The 19,179-nt window shown below is 69.2% G+C and carries 16 protein-coding genes; 10 read left to right on the top strand and 6 right to left on the bottom strand.

Annotated features, from left to right (window positions below; all coding sequences use genetic code 11):
* Positions 1–90 precede the first annotated feature (90 nt).
* From cydX to AC3WT0_RS18605, 3 genes are read right to left on the bottom strand one after another with little or no spacing between them, the layout of a single operon-like run.
* Entirely contained in the window at positions 91–207 is a 117-nt protein-coding gene (gene cydX, locus AC3WT0_RS18615; RefSeq protein ID WP_492754918.1) for a cytochrome bd-I oxidase subunit CydX, read from the bottom strand.
* Positions 208–220: 13 nt separating this feature from the next.
* Positions 221–1,360: a cytochrome d ubiquinol oxidase subunit II gene (cydB, locus tag AC3WT0_RS18610; RefSeq protein WP_492754917.1), complete on the bottom strand. Its 1,140-nt coding sequence runs from the start codon at positions 1,358–1,360 to the stop codon at positions 221–223.
* A gap of 14 nt (positions 1,361–1,374) precedes the next feature.
* Positions 1,375–2,943, bottom strand: coding sequence for a cytochrome ubiquinol oxidase subunit I (locus AC3WT0_RS18605; RefSeq protein WP_492754921.1), 1,569 nt, complete (start codon positions 2,941–2,943; stop codon positions 1,375–1,377).
* Between the two features lie 142 nt (positions 2,944–3,085).
* Between AC3WT0_RS18605 and cydD the strand changes: the two genes are divergently transcribed.
* The 3 genes from cydD to AC3WT0_RS18590 all read left to right on the top strand — a co-directional run bounded on the left by cydD (position 3,086) and on the right by AC3WT0_RS18590 (position 7,170).
* Positions 3,086–4,738: a thiol reductant ABC exporter subunit CydD gene (cydD, locus tag AC3WT0_RS18600; RefSeq protein ID WP_492754916.1), complete on the top strand. Its 1,653-nt coding sequence runs from the start codon at positions 3,086–3,088 to the stop codon at positions 4,736–4,738.
* Positions 4,735–6,327: an ATP-binding cassette domain-containing protein gene (locus AC3WT0_RS18595; protein WP_492754915.1), complete on the top strand. Its 1,593-nt coding sequence runs from the start codon at positions 4,735–4,737 to the stop codon at positions 6,325–6,327. The genes cydD and AC3WT0_RS18595 overlap by 4 nt, the downstream gene beginning before the upstream one ends.
* A 75-nt stretch (positions 6,328–6,402) precedes the next feature.
* Positions 6,403–7,170 carry a haloacid dehalogenase type II gene (locus tag AC3WT0_RS18590; RefSeq protein WP_492754914.1) on the top strand — a complete coding sequence of 256 codons (768 nt, stop codon included), beginning with the start codon at positions 6,403–6,405 and terminating at the stop codon, positions 7,168–7,170.
* Between the two features lie 60 nt (positions 7,171–7,230).
* Here AC3WT0_RS18590 and AC3WT0_RS18585 read toward each other — a convergent pair whose 3' ends face one another.
* Positions 7,231–8,097 carry an alpha/beta fold hydrolase gene (locus AC3WT0_RS18585; RefSeq protein WP_492754913.1) on the bottom strand — a complete coding sequence of 289 codons (867 nt, stop codon included), beginning with the start codon at positions 8,095–8,097 and terminating at the stop codon, positions 7,231–7,233.
* Between the two features lie 97 nt (positions 8,098–8,194).
* On the opposite strand from AC3WT0_RS18585, the gene AC3WT0_RS18580 reads away from it, so the two are divergent.
* Complete coding sequence (locus AC3WT0_RS18580) at positions 8,195–9,094, top strand: LysR family transcriptional regulator (RefSeq protein WP_492754912.1); 900 nt, start codon at positions 8,195–8,197, stop codon at positions 9,092–9,094.
* Here AC3WT0_RS18580 and AC3WT0_RS18575 read toward each other — a convergent pair.
* A complete protein-coding gene (locus tag AC3WT0_RS18575; RefSeq protein WP_492754911.1) occupies positions 9,061–9,897 on the bottom strand; it encodes a hypothetical protein in 837 nt (278 codons plus the stop codon). The two genes, AC3WT0_RS18580 and AC3WT0_RS18575, sit on opposite strands and share 34 nt — an antisense overlap.
* 40 nt (positions 9,898–9,937) lie before the next feature.
* Between AC3WT0_RS18575 and AC3WT0_RS18570 the strand changes: the two genes are divergently transcribed.
* From AC3WT0_RS18570 to AC3WT0_RS18555, 4 genes are read left to right on the top strand one after another with little or no spacing between them, the layout of a single operon-like run.
* Positions 9,938–11,125, top strand: coding sequence for a CaiB/BaiF CoA transferase family protein (locus AC3WT0_RS18570; RefSeq protein WP_492754910.1), 1,188 nt, complete (start codon positions 9,938–9,940; stop codon positions 11,123–11,125).
* Positions 11,122–11,988, top strand: coding sequence for a crotonase/enoyl-CoA hydratase family protein (locus AC3WT0_RS18565; protein ID WP_492754909.1), 867 nt, complete (start codon positions 11,122–11,124; stop codon positions 11,986–11,988). The genes AC3WT0_RS18570 and AC3WT0_RS18565 overlap by 4 nt, the downstream gene beginning before the upstream one ends.
* A 12-nt stretch (positions 11,989–12,000) precedes the next feature.
* Positions 12,001–13,623, top strand: coding sequence for an acyl-CoA dehydrogenase family protein (locus tag AC3WT0_RS18560; RefSeq protein WP_492754908.1), 1,623 nt, complete (start codon positions 12,001–12,003; stop codon positions 13,621–13,623).
* Positions 13,620–14,375, top strand: a complete 756-nt coding sequence (locus AC3WT0_RS18555) for a crotonase/enoyl-CoA hydratase family protein (protein ID WP_492754907.1) — start codon at positions 13,620–13,622, stop codon at positions 14,373–14,375. Before AC3WT0_RS18560 ends, AC3WT0_RS18555 begins: the two co-directional genes overlap by 4 nt.
* 167 nt (positions 14,376–14,542) lie before the next feature.
* On the opposite strand, the gene AC3WT0_RS18550 is transcribed toward AC3WT0_RS18555, so the two are convergent.
* Positions 14,543–15,787, bottom strand: a complete 1,245-nt coding sequence (locus tag AC3WT0_RS18550) for an SGNH/GDSL hydrolase family protein (RefSeq protein ID WP_492754906.1) — start codon at positions 15,785–15,787, stop codon at positions 14,543–14,545.
* 283 nt (positions 15,788–16,070) lie between these two features.
* On the opposite strand from AC3WT0_RS18550, the gene AC3WT0_RS18545 reads away from it, so the two are divergent.
* Both AC3WT0_RS18545 and AC3WT0_RS18540 read left to right on the top strand, forming a co-directional pair.
* The gene (locus AC3WT0_RS18545; protein ID WP_492754920.1) at positions 16,071–17,468 is read left to right on the top strand and encodes a sugar porter family MFS transporter; all 1,398 of its coding nucleotides are present in this window, start codon (positions 16,071–16,073) and stop codon (positions 17,466–17,468) included.
* Positions 17,468–19,117 carry a GH35 family beta-galactosidase gene (locus tag AC3WT0_RS18540; RefSeq protein ID WP_492754905.1) on the top strand — a complete coding sequence of 550 codons (1,650 nt, stop codon included), beginning with the start codon at positions 17,468–17,470 and terminating at the stop codon, positions 19,115–19,117. The genes AC3WT0_RS18545 and AC3WT0_RS18540 overlap by 1 nt, the downstream gene beginning before the upstream one ends.
* Positions 19,118–19,179: the final 62 nt, after the last annotated feature.

Genomic DNA, 19,179 nt, shown 5'->3' with positions numbered 1-19,179 from the left:
GGCCCACCCCCCCCACCCAGCCTCCCATCAAAGGCACACTGAGTGGGAGGCCGGGCGGGGGAGCGGGCCGGTGCTGTACTCAGGCGGAGCTCAGGCCTTGGGCGCTTCGTCCACTTCGTCGGGCAGGTGGAACTCGTGCCACAGCCCGTTGAGGATTCCGAAGCCGACCGCGAGGCCGACGCCGAGCACCCAGCTGAAATACCACATGGCTTGATGCTCCTCAGTAAAAGTCGGGGTTGGTGGTGACTTCGGCGGTGGTCACGCGGCCCCACATCACCTTGTACGCCCAGGCGGTGTAGAGCAGCACGATCGGCAGCAGGATCGCGGTGACGATCAGCATCAGGAACAGGGTTCCGTGGCTCGACGACGCGTTCCAGACGGTCAGGCTGGAATGGGCATCGATGCTGGAAGGCAGGATGTACGGGAACATCGACAGGCCGATCGTCGAGATGATCCCCGCCGCCGCGGCGGATGAACCAGCAAAGGCCATCGCCTCCGAACGGCGCGCGATGCCGAGCAGCGCGAGCCCGGCGCCGAGGAAGCCGAGCGCGGGAGCGATGATCGTCAGCGGATGCGCGGTGAGGTTGGCGCTCCACGCGCCGGCGACGGGCACGCTGAGGCTGCGCAGTGGGTTGGACGGACCGAGCGGATCGACCGGGCCGGAGAGCTGATAGCCATAACCCTGCGCCAGCATCCCGCCGAGCGAGAACAGCACGATCACCGCGATGCCGGCGATCAGGCCGAAGCGCCGGGCGCGCTCGCGCACCACGCCGTCCTCGAGCTTGATCGTCAGCCAGGATGCGCCGTGAAGGACTATCATCGCCACCGACAGCAGGCCGCAGACCAGCGGGAGCGGGGTGAACAGGCCAAGAAGCGTGCCGTCGTAGAAAGCGCGCATGTCGCTGTCGATGCGGAAAGGAATGCCCTTCAGCACGTTGCCGACCGCGACGCCGAACACCAGCGCGGGCACGGAGCCGCCGACGAACAACGCCCAGTCCCACCGCGCGCGCCATGCCGGATCGGGCTTCTTCGAGCGATATTTGAAGCCGACCGGGCGCAGGATGAGCGCGGCCAGAACCAGGAACATCGCGAGATAGAAGCCCGAGAAGCTGACGGCGTAGACATAGGGCCAGGCCGCGAAGATCGCGCCGCCGCCGAGGATGAACCAGACCTGGTTGCCTTCCCACGTCGGGCCGACCGCGTTGATGACCATGCGCCGTTCGACGTCGGTCCTGGCGACGAAGGGCAGCATGGAGGCGACTCCGAGATCGAAGCCGTCGGTGAGGGTGAAGCCGATCAGGAGGACGCCGAGAAGCACCCACCAGATGACCCGCAACACTTCATAGTCGAGAAATTCCATGGCCATCACTCCTTTCAGGCGGCAGCCGCGTGGGTCTGGACGGCGGGCAGATCATCGGGATCGTCGTGATGCTCGGTCGGTCCGTGACGGATCGCGGCGAGGATCAGGCGAACCTCGATCACCGCCAGCGTCCCGTAGAGCAGGGTGAAGCCGACGATCGTGGTGATCAGCGCGGTCGTGGTGAGCGAGGATGCCGCGAGGAAGGTCGGCAGCACGCCGTCGACCGCCCAGGGCTGGCGCCCCATTTCCGCGACGACCCATCCGAGTTCCGCCGCCAGCCAGGGCAGCGGGATCGCGGCGACCGCGATGCGGAGCAGCCAGCGCTGCTGCGGCAGCGTGCTGAGGCTCGCATAGAAGAAAGCGGTGGCGAACAGCGCGATCATCGCGAAGCCGACAAAGGCCATGATGCGGAAGGCCCAGAACATCACCGGCACGTCGGGGACGGTATCCCACGCCGCGGCGACGATCTGGTCAGGCGTGGCCTGGCGTGGATCGGCCATGTAGCGCTTCAGCAGCAGCGCGAAGCCAAGGTCGCGCTTGTGAAGCTCGAACAAGGCACGCTGGGCGGCATCGTTCGGGTTGGTCTTCAGATGCTCGACCGCATTGTAGGCGACGAGGCCCGATTCGATCCGTTCCTGCGCACGCAGGACCAGTTCGGACATGCCCGTCACTTCCTTGTCGATGCTGCGCGTGGCGATCAGGCCGAGCACCCACGGCACGTCGACCGCATAATGGGTGGTCTTGTCCTTCATCGACGGGATGCCGAAGACGGTGATCCCGGCCGGCGCGGGCGCGGTGTGCCAGGCTGCCTCGATCGCCGCGAGCTTCATCTTCTGGTTGTCGGTGAGGGCATAGCCGCTCTCGTCGCCCAGCACGACGACCGACAGCGAGGAGGCGAGGCCGAAGGCCGCCGCGACCGCCATCGAGCGCTTTGCGAAGGCCGGCCAGCGTCCCTTGAGCTGATAATAGGCCGAGACGCCGAGCACGAGCACCGACGCGATGACATAGCCCGCGCTGACGGTGTGGACGAACTTGGCCTGCGCGACGGGATTGAAAAGCACTTCGGCGAAGCTCGACACTTCCATCCGCATCGTATCCGGATTGAAAGTCGCGCCGACCGGGTTCTGCATCCAGCCGTTGGCGATCAGGATCCACAGCGCCGACAGATTGGTGCCGAGCGCGACGAGGAAGGTGACCGCGAGGTGGCCGAGCTTCGACAGCCGATCCCAGCCGAAGAACATGATGCCGACCATCGTCGCTTCGAGGAAGAAGGCCATGAGGCCCTCGATCGCGAGCGGCGCGCCGAAAATGTCGCCGACATAGTGGGAATAGTAGGACCAGTTGGTTCCGAACTGGAACTCCATGGTCAGCCCCGTGGCGACGCCAAGGACGAAGTTGATGCCGAAGATCTTCGCCCAGAAGCGCGTGATCGTCCGCCAGATCGGCCGATCGGTCATCACGTAGATCGACTCCATGATGACCAGCATGAAGCTGAGCCCCAGAGTCAGCGGAACGAACAGAAAATGGTAAAGCGCGGTCAATGCAAATTGCAGCCGCGAAAGGTCGATTACCCCGGCGTCCATATGACGGTCTCCGTTGTGCCGGTCGCCCGGCCCCCTTGCCGCGATCAGCAGCAGTGAGAGTGCATCAACCCGATCGCCGGGGATAGCCATATTAGGGATTCCCCTTATTCTGCCTGCAGGGGCAGCCAAATAGGCATAGGGAATGACCACGCTGGCACTCTCCCGGACCCGCCGGAAGGCGCGCGCGCGGCGCACCGCGCCGATGGGCGGCGGCGCGCGCGGGGCGACCGCGCTGCTGATCGCCGACACGCTGGCCGCGATCGGCTTCGCGGCTGGCATTGCAGGCGCGGTGGTCGCGGTGCCCAAGGGGCTGGGGGCGATCCTGCCCTGGGCCGGGCTGATGCTGCTTTCGGGGGCGGCGCGCGCGCTGTTCTCGATGGCGGTGGCGCGCGCGGGCGCGCGGGCAGGACGGGCGGCAAAGCTCGGGCTGCAGCGCAAGGTGCTGGACGCGATATTGAACCGGTCCACCGGCGGGGCGGCGACGCCGGGCGCGCTCGTCAACGCCGCAGTCGACGAGGTCGAGACGATCGACGCCTATGTCGCGCGCTTCCTGCCCGCGCGCCGTGCGGCGGCTATCGCGCCGCTGATCGTGCTTGCAGCGACGGCGGTGGCGAGCCCGGTTGCGGCGCTGATCCTGCTGGGGACGCTGGTGCCCTTCATCTTCGCGCTGGCGCTGGCGGGCGGCGCGGCGGCGGATGAATCGCGGCGGCAGTTCGATGCGTTGTCGCGGCTTTCGGGCCTGTTCGCCGACCAGATCAGGGCGTTGCCGGTGATCCTCGCCTTCGGCGGGGGCGCACGTGAGGAAGCGCGGCTGGCGACGGCGGCAGGCGATGTGGCGCGGCGGACGTTGAGGGTCCTGCGCGTGGCGTTTCTCTCGTCCGCGTCGCTTGAGTTCTTCGCCGCGCTCTCGGTGGCGCTGGTCGCGGTCTATGCGGGGTTCAACCTGCTCGGGCTGCTGCCCTTTCCCGTTCCCGAGAAGCTCGATCTTGCGCGCGGCTTCTTCGTGCTGGCGCTGGCGCCCGAATATTATGCGCCGATGCGGCGGCTGGCGGCGGCCTATCACGAGCGGCAAGCGGCCGAGACGGCTACCGAGAGGCTGACGCCGCTGGTCGGAGAGACAGTGGCGACCAAGGCGCGGACGCTGGGCGCGCCGCCGGCGATCGGCTTCGTGGGTGTCGACATCCGCTATCCCGGCGCGGAGCGCGACGCGGTTTCGGGCGTGAGCTTCGACGTGGCGGCGGGCGGGATCGTCGCGCTGTTCGGCTCGTCGGGGAGCGGCAAGTCGAGCCTGCTGCGTGCGCTGCTGGGGCTGGCGCCGGTGACGGCGGGCGAGATCAGGGTGGACGGCATCGCGCTGGAACAGGGCGAGACGCTGGCGGGGAATTGCGCCTGGGCGGGGCAGTCGCCGCTGATCCTGCCGCGCAGCATCGCCGACAATATCGCGCTGGCGCGGCCCGATGCCGATCGTGCGGCGGTGGTCGCGGCGGCGAACGCGGCGGGGCTGGGGCCGATGCTGGCACGACGCAACTACGGGATCGACACGATGCTCGACCCGCGCGGTGGCGGGCTATCGGGCGGGGAGCGGCGGCGGATCGGGCTGGCGCGCGCGCTGCTCAGCGATGCGCCGCTGTTGCTGCTCGACGAACCGACCGCGCATCTCGATCCGGAATCGGAGGCGGCGATGATCGAGACGATCAGGCGCGCGGCGCGGGGACGGACGGTGCTGATCGCGACGCACAGCGCGCGGCTTGCCGAGATTGCCTGCAAGGTTGTCAGGGGAAACACAGGTTTATGAGCGGCGGGCTGCTCGACGCGCTGATGGACAGCGCTGGCAGAAGCGAGCGGAGGCGGTTCGCGCGCGCGCGGCTGCTGGCGGCGCTGGTCGCGATCGCATCGGTGCTGCTGCTGGGGCTGTCTGGGTGGTTCCTGACCGCTGCCGCCATTGCCGGGGCGGCGGGCGTCGCCGTCGCGCAGGCCTTCAACTATATGCTGCCGAGCGCGGGGATCAGGCTGCTCGCGATCGTCAGGACCGGCGCGCGCTATGGCGAGCGGCTGATCGGCCATGCCGGTGCGCTGCGGACGACGGCGAGGCTGCGGCCGGCGCTGTTCGGCGCGATCGCGGCGCTGCCTGCGCGCCGCGCGCTGTCGATCGGGCGCGGCGAGGCGGTCGCGCGCATCGTGCAGGATGTGAATGCGATCGAGGCGGGACTCGTGCGCGCATCGGCCCCATGGGGGGCGGTGGCGGGTGTCGGCGCGGGCTGTGCGATGGCGGCGGCGGCGAGCCTGTGGGCGGCGCTGTGGCTCGGGCTGGTCGCAGCCGCCTATCTGCTGGCCGTTCGCCGGCTTGCCGCGCGGCTGGGCGCGCCGGGCGCGGAAGCGCTGGCGGCGACCGGACGGATCAAGGAAAGCATCGCGACCTATGCCGAGGCGGCGCCGGAACTGCGCTGCTATGCGATCGAGACGGCGGCGGCCGGCGAGTTGATGCGGGAGGGGCAGGCGCTGGCTGCGATCCGGCTGCGCGCGGCGGATGCGGCGGCGTGGATCGAGTTTGCCGGGGCGACGGCGCTGGCGCTGGCAGCAGCGGGCGCGCTGCTGATCGCGTCACCGGCGGGCGCTGCGCTGGCAGCGCTTGCGGCGCTGGCGGGCGCGATGACGATCGATGCGCTGGCCCCGCAGGTCCGTGCGATGATCGAGGCCCCGGCCGAGGCGGAAGCGCGCGCGCGGATCGCCGACCTGATCGAGAATGAGGAGAAACCGGGTTTCCCGCTGACGCTGGGGCCGAGGCCGCTGATCGACCTGCCACCGATCGGGCTGGTCGGCGCGCCGCTCGCTACGCGCATTGCGATCAGCGGCGCATCGGGGATCGGCAAGACCAGCCTGATCGAGATGCTCGTCGGGCTGCGCGCCGCGACGCCGGGCCGGGCGCGGCTTGGCGGGGTCGACATCGCCTTCCTCTCGCCCGAGACGCTGCGCAGCCAGTTCGGCTGGATGCCGCAGGATGCGCAGCTGGTGACGGGCACGGTGCGCGACAATCTGCGGCTCGCGGCCCCGGACGCCAATGATGCGCTGCTGTGGGATGCGTTGACCGACGCCGGGCTGGACGGCGTGGTGCGCGCCCTGCCGGGCGGGCTCGACGGCTGGATCGGCGTCGACGGCGAGCGATTGTCCGGCGGCGAGCGGCGGCGGCTTGCCCTGGCGCGGGCCTATTGCTCGGACACACCGATGCTGCTGCTCGACGAGCCGCTGGAAGGGCTGGACGCCGCGTTGCGCGGCTTCGTCGCCGAACGGCTGATCGCGCGGCTCGATCGCACCGGGCAGGGCGTGCTGTGCGTCAGCCATGCCGGCGTGATCGAAGGGCTGGAGGCGCGCAGCTTCGCCCAGTGAGAGTGGCGGACTGTCACCATCGGCGGCGTCCGTCCGAACGAGGGGATGGTATTCATTCCCGAGAGGACTCAACCCATGCACGATTTTCTGCCGACCAGCCGGCGCGCGCTGATCGCGGGGGCGCTGGCCGGCGTGATGACGCGCGCCGCGCCCGCGCCGGCCGCGCCCGAAGAGGCCGTTCGCGCCATCGCCTTCGATGGCTTTCCGATCTTCGATCCGCGCGGCGTCTCCGCCGCCGCGACCGCAAGGCTGGGCGAGCGTGGCGCAACGCTCGCCGCGCAATGGTCCGCCAAGCTGTTCGGCTATAGCTGGCTGGAGACCGCCGCCGGGCAGTATCGCAGCTTCGACCTGCTGGCGGACGACGCCTTGCGCTTTACCGCCGAAGCGATGGGATTGCCGCTTTCGACCGAGGATCGCGCCGCGCTGGTCGGTGCCTATGCGCGGCTCGACATCTGGCCCGATGTGAAGCCGGGGCTCGAGCGGTTGCGCGATGCTGGCGTGCGGCTGGCCTTCCTCTCCAACCTCGGCGCGGCGACGCTGGAGGCGAATATGCGGCGCAACGACATCGCGGCCTATTTCGAGCCGCCGCTGAGTACCGATCGGGTCCGGCGCTTCAAGCCCGCGCCCGAAGCCTACGCCATGGCGATCGACGCCTTCGGCCTGCCGCGCGCGTCGATCGGCTTTGCGGCTTTCGGCGGCTGGGATGCGGCGGGGGCGGGGTGGTTCGGCTATCGCACGGCGTGGATCAACCGGCTGGGCGTGACGGCGGAGACGGTGGGGCCTGCACCCGCAATCGTCAGCCGGGGCATGGACGGCGTGCTCAGGCTGGCGGGGCTGGGCTGACGCGAAAAGGCCGGCGCCCCGCGCGGGACGCCGGCCTTTCGACGATGCTGGCTGGCGGGTTCAGCCGAGCTTGCGGGCCAGGAACTCGCGGATCGTCGCGCCGATTTCGACGGCGTGCGTCTCCAGCGCGAAATGGCCGGTGTCGAACAGGTGGATTTCGGCGTCGGGCACGTCGCGGGCGAAAGCCTGCGCGCCGGCCGGCACGAAGAATGGATCGCCCTGACCCCAGACCGCGAGCAGCGGCGGACGACGATCGCGCAGCGCCTGCTGGAAGGACGGATAGGCTTCGACATTGCCGCGATAATCGAGGAACAGATCGAGCTGGATGTCGGCATTGCCCGGGCGGGCGAGCAACGCGCTGTCGAGCCCATAGCTTTCGGGCGGGACAGTGAGGCCGGCGGGCACGCCATGTTCATATTGGAAGCGCGTCGTTTCGGGCGTCAGCATCTCGCGCAGTGCGTTGCGGTTGGCTTCGCTCGGATCCTGCCAATAGGCGCGGATCGGGTTCCAGGCGTCGCTCAGTCCTTCGACATAGGCATTGCCGTTCTGGCTGATCACCGCGCTGATCCGATCGGGCATGGCCCGCAACAGCCGGAAGCCGACGGGCGCGCCATAATCGAAGACGTAGATGGCGAAACGATCCAGACCGATCACATCGACGAAGCGCGCGATGACGGCCGCCAGCGCATCGAAGCTGTAGGTGAAGCCGGCGCGATCGGGCGCCGCGGAGAAACCGAAACCCGGCAGGTCGGGGGCGACGACATGATAGTCGGCGGCGAGTTCCGGCATGAGATCGCGGAACATGTGGCTGCTGGTCGGGAAGCCGTGGAGCAGCAGGATGGTCGGGCGGGCGGACTCTCCAGCCTCGCGATAGAAGATGTCGAGGCCGTCGACAGCGACATTTTTGGGGGTGGTGCGGATCGTCATGGCAAATCTCCTTGAGGGGGGCAGGAGACAGATAGTCGACACGACGATATGCGATAATCATCTATGATTGTCAGATATTATTGCGTAAATTGAAATAATGGACAGTCTGAACGCGATCCGCATCTTCGTGACGGTCGCCGACGAGGGCAGCTTTGCCGGGGCGGCACGACGGCTGCGCATCACGCCCGCCATGGTCACGCGCGCCGTGGCGGCGCTGGAAGGCAGGCTGGGCGCGGCGTTGCTGCGCCGGACGACGCGCGCGGTGAGCCTGACCGAGGCCGGCGCCGCCTATCTGCTGCGCGCGCGGCATGCGCTCGACGAGCTCGACGACGCGGCGCGCGAGCTTGGCGGCGGCAATGCCGAGCCGCGCGGCGCGCTGGTCATCACCGCACCGGTGCTGTTCGGTCGGCTCCACGTCCTGCCGATCGTCACCGGGCTGCTGCGACGCCACCCCGCGCTCGACATCAGGCTGACGCTCAACGACCGCATCGTCCGGCTGGCCGAGGAGGGCGTGGATATCGCGATCAGGCTCGCGCCCCTGCCCGACAGCGCCCTGCGCGCGGTGCGGCTGGGGACGGTGCGGCGCATCCTGGTGGCGAGCCCCGCCTATGTCGCGCGGCGCGGCACGCCGATGTCGCCGGCGGCGCTGTCCGGGCATGAGGCGATCGGATTCGAGAATGAAGCGCCGGGCAATGAATGGCGTTTCGGCGAGGGCGCGCGGCGTGCGGTGCGGCTGCGGCCGCGATTGACGCTCGACAATGCCGATGCGGCGATCGCGGCGGCGATCGAGGGCATGGGGATTACGCGCGTGCTCGACTATCAGGTGGCGGATGCGCTGCGGGACGGGCGGCTGATCGAGCTGCTGGACGAGCATGCGCCGAGCCCGGTGCCGGCAAGCCTGCTCTATGAGGCGCGGCGGCAGGGCAGCGCCAATGTCCGCGCCTTCGTGGCGGCGGCGCGCGGCTATTTCACTGCGTCGCCGCTGCCGGCGAGATAGGCCGTCCACACGCGCTTGCCGAGGCGGTGGTAGCGGTTCATCGCCGCGATCAGCGTGGCGAGGGGCTGCGAGGGGCAAAGCGCGTCGGGGAGCAGCGGATCGCGCATGATTGCGCGGATCGCCTGACGGCCGAGGAGCAACGTCTCGGCGGCGGCGGTGGCGAGGTTGGCGGTGTCGAGCGCGGCGGCGCTCTGATCGAGCTGGAGGGCGCGGCGGAGGTGCGCGGCGGCGAGCGTTTTGGCCGGCCACAGATCGGGGAAGCGCGATGCGCGATCCTCGTCCAGCCCGTCGGCCTCGACGACGAGCAGCGACGCAGCGCCGCCGAGCATGGCGAGTGCATCGCGCACGCCCGCGACGCCGCCCGTGAGATTGTCCGGGCGCGCCCAGATATTGGTCTCGGCCTCGGCAAAGCCCTCGAGTTCGAGCGCGCGCACCGTGCGGCGCCAGACGGTGCGGTCGGCGCGGTCGTGCGGGCCGGCGACGGCGATCAGCCATTTGCCTTCCCAGGCGCGGCGGCGCGCGAGGGCATCGCGCCAGCCGAGGATGCGGCGGCGCAGCGGCTCGCCCTCCGCACCGATCGCATAGCGGCCGCGCTCGGGCGTGCTGACGCGGCCCTCGGCCTTCAGGCGGGTGAGCGCAGTGCGGATGCCGGTCGGCTCGATCCCGAAGGCCGCGCCGGCGCGGACGAAGTCGCGCGTCGAGAAATCGAGCGGATCGCCGGTATCGAGCAGGTCGACCACCAGCGTGCGGGCGCTGAGCGTGTCGACGGCGTCGTCCAATAATATGTTGCGAATCTCGTCCATATCCGACATCAACTGTAACAAATAACCAAGGAGAGGAAAGATGCTCCCCCTCAAGGGCATCACCGTAATCGATCTGACCAGCGTCGTCGCGGGTCCGCTTGCGACGCAGCTTCTGGCGCAGCAGGGCGCGCGCGTGTGGAAGGTCGAGCCGCGCGAGGGCGACCGGGCGCGGATGCTGGGCGCGATCGCGGCGCCGGGGTTCAGCTCGGCGCATGTCGCGCTCAACGCCGGCAAGAAATCGGTGGGGATCGACCTTTCGACCGAGGCGGGGCGCGACTTGCTCAAGCGGCTGGTTCCCGAGGCCGACGTGCTGATCCATAATTTCCGGCCCGGCGTGATGGAGCGGCTGGGGCTTGGCGAGGATGTGCTCCACGCGATCCGGGGCGATCTGGTGATCGCGCGCATATCGGGCTTCGGGCAGGACGGGCCGATGGCCTCGGCGCGCGCCTATGATCCGATCGTGCAGGCCGAATCCGGGATGCTGAGCTGGGGCAGCGAAGGCCCGCTGCTCGCGCCGCAGTGGATCTGCGACAAGACGGCGGGGCTCTATGCCGCGCAGGCAGTGACGGCGGCGCTGGTCGCGCGCGAACGCGAGGGGCAGGGCTCGGTCATCGACATATCGATGCTCGAGGCGGCGGTGGCCTATGGCTGGATCGACCTGCACGGCGACCAGGCGTTTCCCGACACAAGTTCGCGCATGCCCAATATCGCTTCGGTCTACCGGCCCTGGCAGACGGCCGACGGGTGGATCGTCGTCGTCATGCTCTCCCAGGCCGAGTTCGAGGGGTGGACCAAGGCGATCGGCGCGCCCGAGCTGCTCGACGATCCGCGCTATGCCGACATGACCAAGCGCTTCCTCAACTGGAACGACCTGCGCGCCTTCTCCGCCCCGCGCGTTCAGGCGCTGAGCACGAGCGAAGCCGTGGCGCGGCTCGTCGAGGCCGGCGTGCCATGCGGCGTCGCCAATCCGTCCGATGCGCTGCCGGGCCATGCGCAGTTGGCGCATGACGATTTCATCGCGGTGACCGCGCATCCGCAGGCCGGCGCGGTGCGGCGCGCGCGGCCGGTGGCGCGTTTCGACGGCGCGCGCGCCGGGCTGGACGATCATGCGCCGCGTGTCGGCGAGCACAGTCGCGCGGTGCTGGCCGAAGCGGGGCTGGGCGAGGCCGAGATCGCCGAGGCTTTCGCGAGCGGCGCTGCGCATGCGCCGAAGGAGATGATGCCATGACCTACCGGACGCTGGCCTATGAGACGGGCAATCGCACCGCGACGATCACGCTCAACCGGCCCGACCGTTTCAACGCGATCGCCGACGGGATGCCGCGCGAGATCAGGGCGGCAGTCGAGCGCGCCGAGGCCGATCCCGACGTGCATGTGATCGTCGTGCGCGGGGCGGGGCCGGGCTTTTGCGGCGGATACGACCTGAAACATTATGCCGAGCGCAAGGGCGAGATCAGCGGTTCGCAGGACATGCCCTGGGACCCGACGCTCGATTTCCAGATGATGTGGCGCAACACGCAGGACTTCATGGCGCTGTGGCGTTCGACCAAGCCGACGATCGCGCGCGTCCACGGCGCTGCGGTGGCCGGGGGATCGGACATCGCCTTGTGCTGCGACTTCCTCATCATGGCCGAGGATGCGCGGATCGGCTATCCGCCGGCGCGCGTCTGGGGCGTGCCGACGCCTGCCATGTGGGTCTATCGGCTGGGGCCGCAAATGGCCAAGCGGATGATGATGACAGGTGACCTGATCGACGGGCCGGAGGCGGTGCGGATCGGGCTGGCGCTGGAAGCGGTGCCCGAGTCGGAGCTGGACGATGCGGTCGAGCGGCTGGCGGGGCGGCTGCGCGGGGTGCCGCGCAACCAGTTGATGATGACCAAGACCGTGGTCAATCAGGCCTATGACAATATGGGGCTGAACAATACGCAGATGTTCGCCACTTTCTTCGACGGCGTGTCGCGCCATTCCCCCGAGGGCATGTGGTTCCGCGAGCGCGCGCAGGAAGTGGGCTTCAAGCAGGCGGTGGCCGAGCGCGACAGCGGCGATCCGATCGCCAGCCAGGTCGCCAAGCGCCTGCCCGCCGACGATTGAGGAGATGAGGCGATGACCGCGATCCGCCCGATCGAAAGGCTCGAGACGCACGACGTGTTCAACCAGCCGCCGCCGCTGGAGGACAGCAACCTGTTCAGTGGCGACAAGGCGCTGGCCGATGCGGTGGTGAAGGCGGGCGGCAGCGGCCTCGCCGACCGGCTGTCGGCGCTCGGCGCGCGCTGCGGATCGGCCGAGGTGATCGAATGGGGCGTCGAGGCCAACCGGCAGGTGCCGGTGCTCGACACGTTCGACCGCTTCGGCCGGCGCGTCGACGAGGTGCGTTTCCACCCGGCCTATCATGAGCTGATGAAGCTCGGCCTCGACAGCGGCTTTGCCAGCGTGGCGTGGGACGGGACGCCGGCCGGGCATGTCGGCCACGCGGCGATCCTCTATCTGACCGGGCAGGCGGATTCGGGGACGAGCTGCCCGATGACGATGACCTATGCGGCGGTGCCTGCATTGGCCGCCAACCCGGCGGTCGCGGCCGTCTGGGCACCGCGCATCGCCGCCGGGCGCTATGATCCTGCGGCGCGGCCTGCGAGCGAGAAGGCGGGCGTCACCATCGGCATGGCGATGACCGAGAAGCAGGGCGGATCGGACGTGCGCGCCAACACGACGCGCGCCGAGGCGATCGGCGGGGAAGGCGACTGGTATCGGCTGACGGGGCATAAATGGTTCTGCTCGGCGCCGATGTGCGATGCCTTCCTGACGCTGGCCTATGCCGAGGGCGGGCTGACCTGCTTCCTCGTGCCGCGCTGGCTACCCGACGGCGAGCGCAATGCGGGGTTCCGCGTGATGCGGCTGAAGGACAAGATGGGGGACCGGTCCAACGCGTCGTCCGAGATCGAATATCATGGCGCGCTTGCCCAGCGGCTGGGCGACGAGGGGCGCGGCGTGGCGACGATCATCCAGATGGTCCAGCATACGCGGCTCGACTGCGTCGTCGGATCAGCGCAGCAGATGCGCGGCGCGCTGGCGCAGGCGCTGTGGCACACTGCGCATCGATCGGCCTTCCAGCGACGGCTGGTCGATCAGCCGGCGATGGCGGGCGTGCTGGCTGATCTGGCGGTGGAAAGCGAGGCGGCGACCGCAATCGGCATGAGATTGGCGCAGGCCTTCGACATCGACGATCCCGTGGCGCGGCTGCTGACCCCGCTTGCCAAATATTGGGTGTGCAAGCGGGCGCCGGGCCTCGTCTACGAGGCGATGGAGTGTCATGGCGGCGCGGGCTATATCGAGGCGGGGCCGATGCCGCGCCTGTTCCGCCAGTCGCCGCTCAACGCGATCTGGGAAGGATCGGGCAATGTCATCGCGCTCGACCTGCTGCGCGCGCTGGGGCGCGAACCCGAGGGGGTCGAGGCGCTGCGAGATTTCCTCGCCGCCGCGCGCGGGCGCTTCCATGCCTATGACGACTGGATCGACCGGATCGACCTGCGCACGGCGAGCGAGGCGAATGCGCGGCTGATCGTCGAGCGGCTGGCGCTTGCCGCGCAGGCGGCGGTGCTGATCGGCTGGGACAGCCCGGTTGCCGAGGCCTTCTGCCGGCTGCGGCTCGAGGAGCGCGGTTCGGCCTATGGCGCCTATGACGCGGCGATCGATACGCGCGCGATCATCGAGCGGGCGATGCCGGCATGAGCGTGCGGATCAGCGACGACGGACCGGTGCGCACCGTCACGATCGACCGGCCGCATTGCCGCAACGCCGTGGACCCCGAAACCGCGCTGGCGCTGCGTGCGGCCTTTGCCGCCTTCGACGCCGATGACGATGCGCGGGTGGCGGTGCTGACCGGGGCTGAGGGCAATTTCTGCGCGGGCTTCGACCTCAAGGCGGTCGGTACGGGCAGGGATGTGTATGAGCCCGAGGGCGAGGGGCCGATGGGGCCTTCGCGTATGTTGCTCGGCAAGCCGGTGATCGCGGCGGTCGAGGGCTATGCGGTTGCGGGCGGGCTGGAACTGGCCCTGTGGTGCGACATGCGCGTCGCCTCGGCGACGGCGGTGTTCGGCGTTTTCTGCCGGCGCTGGGGCGTGCCGCTGATCGATGGTGGGACCGTGAGGCTGCCGCGCATCGTGGGGCAGGGGCGCGCGCTCGACATGATCCTGACCGGGCGGCCAGTGGCGGCGGACGAGGCCTTGTCCTTCGGGCTTGCCAACCGCCTGACGCCGGCGGGGGGAGCGCTGGCCGAGGCGCAGGCGATCGCGCGGCAGATCGCCGCCTTCCCGCAACTGTGCATGAGGACCGATCGCATGTCGGCCTATCGCCAGTGGGACAATGAACTGGCCGACGCGCTGCGCTTCGAGGGGCGCGAGGGCGAGAAACCGCTGCGCGCCGAGGCCGAGGCGGGGGCCGGGCGCTTTGCCGACGGCGCGGGGCGCGGCGGAAGCTTCTAGGAGGGTTCGCGCTCGCGGATTTTGTCCGGGAAATGCCTTGTCGCTTCGCAGGAGCGCGGGGGTATGATCAGCACCGACCGGCCTTTGCCGTGCGGCCGGATATTCGGGAGCCCCGCGAGCGGGTTTCCACGTTCGAGCGAAGGGGGTGGGGCGCGCATGCGGAGCCCCTATCTGAACAGGTCGAGCGGGATGGCGTCGCCCATCGCGCGGTAGCCGGCCGGGCCGGGGTGAAGCCCGTCGCCCATGTCGTAGGCCTTCTTCATCCGCGTGGGATCGGCCTGATCGCGGGTGAGCGCGTCGAAATCGATCACTGCGTCGAAATGGCCCGGGGCGCGGATCCATGCGTTGACGGCCTGGCGATCGGCCTCGTTCAGCGCATCGGGATGATAATAGCCCGATCCGCCATCGGGGAGGATCGTCGCGCCATAGACCTTGATGCCGGCGGCATGGGCGCGCGCGACGATCTGGCGATAGGCGCCGGTCATCCGGGCGACGAGCGCATGGTGCGCCTCGGGCGTCGCCGGGGCGTCGCGGGTCAGCGTGCCGAGATCGTTGATGCCTTCCAGAACGATCAGATAGCGCACGCCGGGCTGGGCGAGCACATCGCGATCGAAGCGGGCGAGGGCGTTGGGGCCGATGCCGTCGAGCAGCAGGCGGTTGCCGCCGATGCCCTGGTTGAGCACGCCGACCGCGCGGGTGCGGGGATCGGCCTGGAGGCGTTCGGCGAGGCGATCGGGCCAGCGGTCATTGGCGTTGGTGGTCGCGCCGTGCCCGTCGGTGATCGAATCGCCCAATGCGACGACCGCGCGCGTCGCCGGGGCGGCGGCGACCGAGAGCCCGGCGAGCTGATACCAGTGGTCGACGGCCTTCGCGCCGGGAAGGTCGGCGTCGGCGACATGATTGCCTGCGAGGACATAGCTGGTCGCGCGCGAGCCTGGGTGGCTGGTCTGGCCTGCGGGCGCCGCCGGCAGATGGATGCTGACCGCGACCGAGGTGAGCGGCGCGGCGTCGAGCGCGACGGGATCGGACCAGTAGCTCGCGCCTGCGGGGATGGTGACGGCCGGCTTGCCATCGAAGCTGAGGGCATGGCCGCTGCCGGGGCGGATGCGCGGCGAAGCGGGCGTGTCGGCGAGTGCGACATGCGCGGCGTCGACGACCAGCGGCTGCGTGCCGAAAGCGTTGGTCAGCAGGATGCGGATCTGACCGCCCCCCGTGGACAGGCGGACGATCTGGCGCAGCGTCGCATCGGCGAGATCGGCGTCGGGAAGCGCATTCTGCGCGTCGGGGGCGATTTGCGCGCTGGCCCAGCTTGCGACCCAGCGTTCGCCCGGGCGGCCGGACGCTGGCGGCGACGCCGCGCCGATCGACAGCGCTGCGACGACGACAAGCCAGATCGCGCGAAATTGCCCCACAGCCGATCCCCTCTCCCAAGGTTCTTTATAGCACGCGCCCTTGACAGCGCTACGCCGCTGATATTGGTAGCGCTATCAAAAGCAGATGTCGAGGAGAGGGAAGGAAGCGCGGCGGGCGACAGCCCGGCCTGGACCGCCGATTTCCATTTTCCCGACGATCGGTTCAACAAGGTGTGTCGACATCGCGCGTAGGCAAAGTGCGCGCGGCGGACGAAAGATCGACCCGGCAAGGGCGATCGGGGAAGGAGCGAAGGGTAGGATGGCAACGGCGGCTGAGGCGGGCATGGCCCGCGTCAATATCGGCTTCATCGCCGCGATCGTGGCGGTGGCGACGATCGGCGGATTCATGTTCGGCTATGATTCGGGCGTGATCAACGGCACCCAGAAAGGCCTCGAATCGGCCTTCGACCTGGGCAAGCTGGGCATCGGCATCAATGTGGGCGCGATCCTGGTTGGTTCCTCGATCGGCGCGTTCGGCGCGGGGCGGCTGGCCGACATGATCGGACGGCGCAGCGTGATGATGCTGGCGGCGGCGCTGTTCCTCGTCAGCGCGATCCTGGCGGGCGCGGCGTCCAATTCCGAGATCTTCATCATCGCGCGCATCATCGGCGGCCTCGGCGTCGGCGCGGCGAGCGTGACGTCCCCCGTCTATATCTCCGAGGTGACGCCTGCGGCGATCCGCGGGCGGCTGTCGAGCGTGCAGCAGGTGATGATCATCACCGGCCTGACCGGCGCGTTCGTCGCCAATTTCGTGCTTGCGCGCTATGCCGGCGGATCGACGGCGATCCTGTGGGCGGGCGAGCCGGCCTGGCGCTGGATGTTCTGGCTGCAGGCGATCCCGGCGGCGATCTATTTCTTCGCGCTGCTCGTCATCCCTGAGAGCCCCCGCTACCTGATGGTCAAGGGGCAGGAAGCGCGCGCGCATGCGGTGCTCACCCGTCTGTTCGGCAGCGACGAGGCCGACCGCAAGGTCGCCGAGATCCGCTCGAGCCTTGCCGCCGATCATCACAAGCCCAAGCTCTCCGACCTGATCGACAAGACGACGGGCAAGATCCGCCCGATCCTGTGGGCGGGCATCGGGTTGGCGATCTTCCAGCAGCTCGTGGGCATCAATGTGGTCTTCTACTATGGCGCGACGCTGTGGGAGGCCGTGGGCTTCTCCGAGGATTATGCGCTGCAGACCAACATCCTGTCGGGCGTGCTTTCGATCGGCGCGTGCATCGTGACGATCGCGCTGGTCGACCGGATCGGGCGCAAGCCGCTGCTGCTGATCGGATCGGCGGGCATGGCGGTGACGCTGGCGACGGTGGCCTGGGCTTTCTCGACCGCCGTCACGGGCGCCGACGGCGGCGTCAGCCTGCCGGGCAATAACGGCGTGATCGCGCTGGTCGCGGCCAATCTCTACGTGATCTTCTTCAACATCAGCTGGGGTCCGATCATGTGGGTGATGCTGGGCGAGATGTTCCCCAACCAGATCCGCGGATCGGGGCTGGCGGTGGCCGGCTTCGCCCAGTGGATCGCCAACGCCGCGATCTCGGTCAGCTTCCCGTCGCTGGCGGTCTCGCCGGGGCTGGCGGTGACTTACACCGGCTATGCGCTGTTCGCGGCGATCTCATTCTTCTTCGTGCGCGCGATGGTCACCGAGACCCGCGGGCGCGAGCTGGAGGATATGGAGGGCTGATGACCGCAGCCGCAGGCGCGGCGCGGCGGCTTGCCATCCTGGCGGGGCTTGCCGCGATCGCCCTGCCGGCGCGGGCCGAGCCGCCCGCGCTGAAAAGGCAGGGCAGCGCGACCCAGCTTGTCGTCGGCGGCAAGCCGATGCTCATCATCGGCGGCGAGCTGGGCAATTCGAGCGCGTCGAGCGCGGCCTATATGGAGCCGCACTGGGCAAGGCTGGCCGCCATGCATCTGAACACGGTGCTGGCGCCGGTTTCATGGGAGCTGATCGAGCCTGCGGAAGGGCGCTTCGACTGGTCGTCGGTCGACGCCATGCTGAGCGCGGCGCGGGCGCATCGGCTAAAGCTGGTCATCCTGTGGTTCGGGGCGTGGAAGAACTCCATGTCCACCTATGCGCCCGCCTGGGTGAAGCGCGATCAGGCGCGCTTCCCGCGCGCCGAGACGCCCGACGGGCTGGGCGTCGACATATTGTCGGCCTTCGCGCCCGGGACGCTGAAAGCCGATCAGCGCGCCTTCGCGGCCCTGCTCGCGCACCTGAAGGCCGTGGACGGCAAGGACTCCACCGTGCTGATGGTGCAGGTGGAGAATGAGATCGGCATGCTGCCGGTCGCGCGCGACCATGGCCCGCTGGCCGATGCGGCCTTCCGCCAGCCGGTGCCGCAGGCGCTGATCGACTATCTGGCGGCGCATCGCGACACGCTGGTCCCCGCCATGCGCGACATGTGGGTGGCGCGCGGCGCGAAGAGTGCAGGATCGTGGGAAGAGCTGTTCGGCCCCGGCGACGCGGCGGCCGAAGTTTTCACGGCCTGGTATTATGCACGCTTCGCCGACCAGCTCGCGGCGGCGGGGAAGGCGGCCTATGCGTTGCCGCTCTACGTCAATGTCGCGCTCAACCGGCCCGCGCGCGCGCCGGGCGAATATCCCAGCGGCGGACCGCTGCCGCACCTGATCGATGTGTGGAAAGCCGGCGCGCCGACGATCGACCTGATCGCGCCCGACATTTATTTCCCCAATTTCGTCGATCTCGCGGGCCGCTACAAACGGCCCGACAATCCGCTGTTCGTGCCCGAGGCGAACAATGCCGATGCGGCCGAAGTGCCGTCCAACGCGCTCTACGCGATCGGCCAGCTCGACGCGATCGGCTTCAGCCCCTTCTCGATCGAGTCGATCGACGACAAGCCGGGCGTGCTGGCCGATGCCTATGATCTGCTGACGCAATTGTCGCCGCATATTCTGGCCGCGCAGGGGCTGGGGCGCATGGCGGGTTTCCGGCCGCCCGCGCTTTACGACGGCACGCTGATCTACGAACCCCAGACCGCGACGATCGGCGGCTATCGCTTCACCGTCGCCTTCGCCGATATCCAGCGTCCCCAGGCGACGCCCGAGACCGCGACCTATGGCGGGATCATCATCCAGACCGGCCCCGAGGACTATATCATCGCGGGCAAGGGCATGAAGGTGAGCTTTGCGCCGGTGGGCGAAGGGCCGCCGCTGGCGGGCATCGACAATGCGTGGGAAGGCCGTTTCGACGCCGCCGGGCGCTGGACGCCGGGAAGGCTGATGAACGGCGACCAGACGCACCAGGGACGGCTGATCATGCTGCCCGCCGATAGTTACAGCATCCAGCGCGTCCGGTTCTATCGATACGAATAGAGCGCCGCGCAAAGAACGCCGAAGCTGGTCCTCTGGCGTCTGGGCCGGCCTCCTCGAGGGAG

The organism is Sphingomonas sp. EU05-FHT14C10 (genome assembly GCF_058790595.1).
The sequence above is the reverse complement of the archived record's forward strand: the minus strand, read 5'-3'. Positions and strand labels throughout refer to the sequence as shown.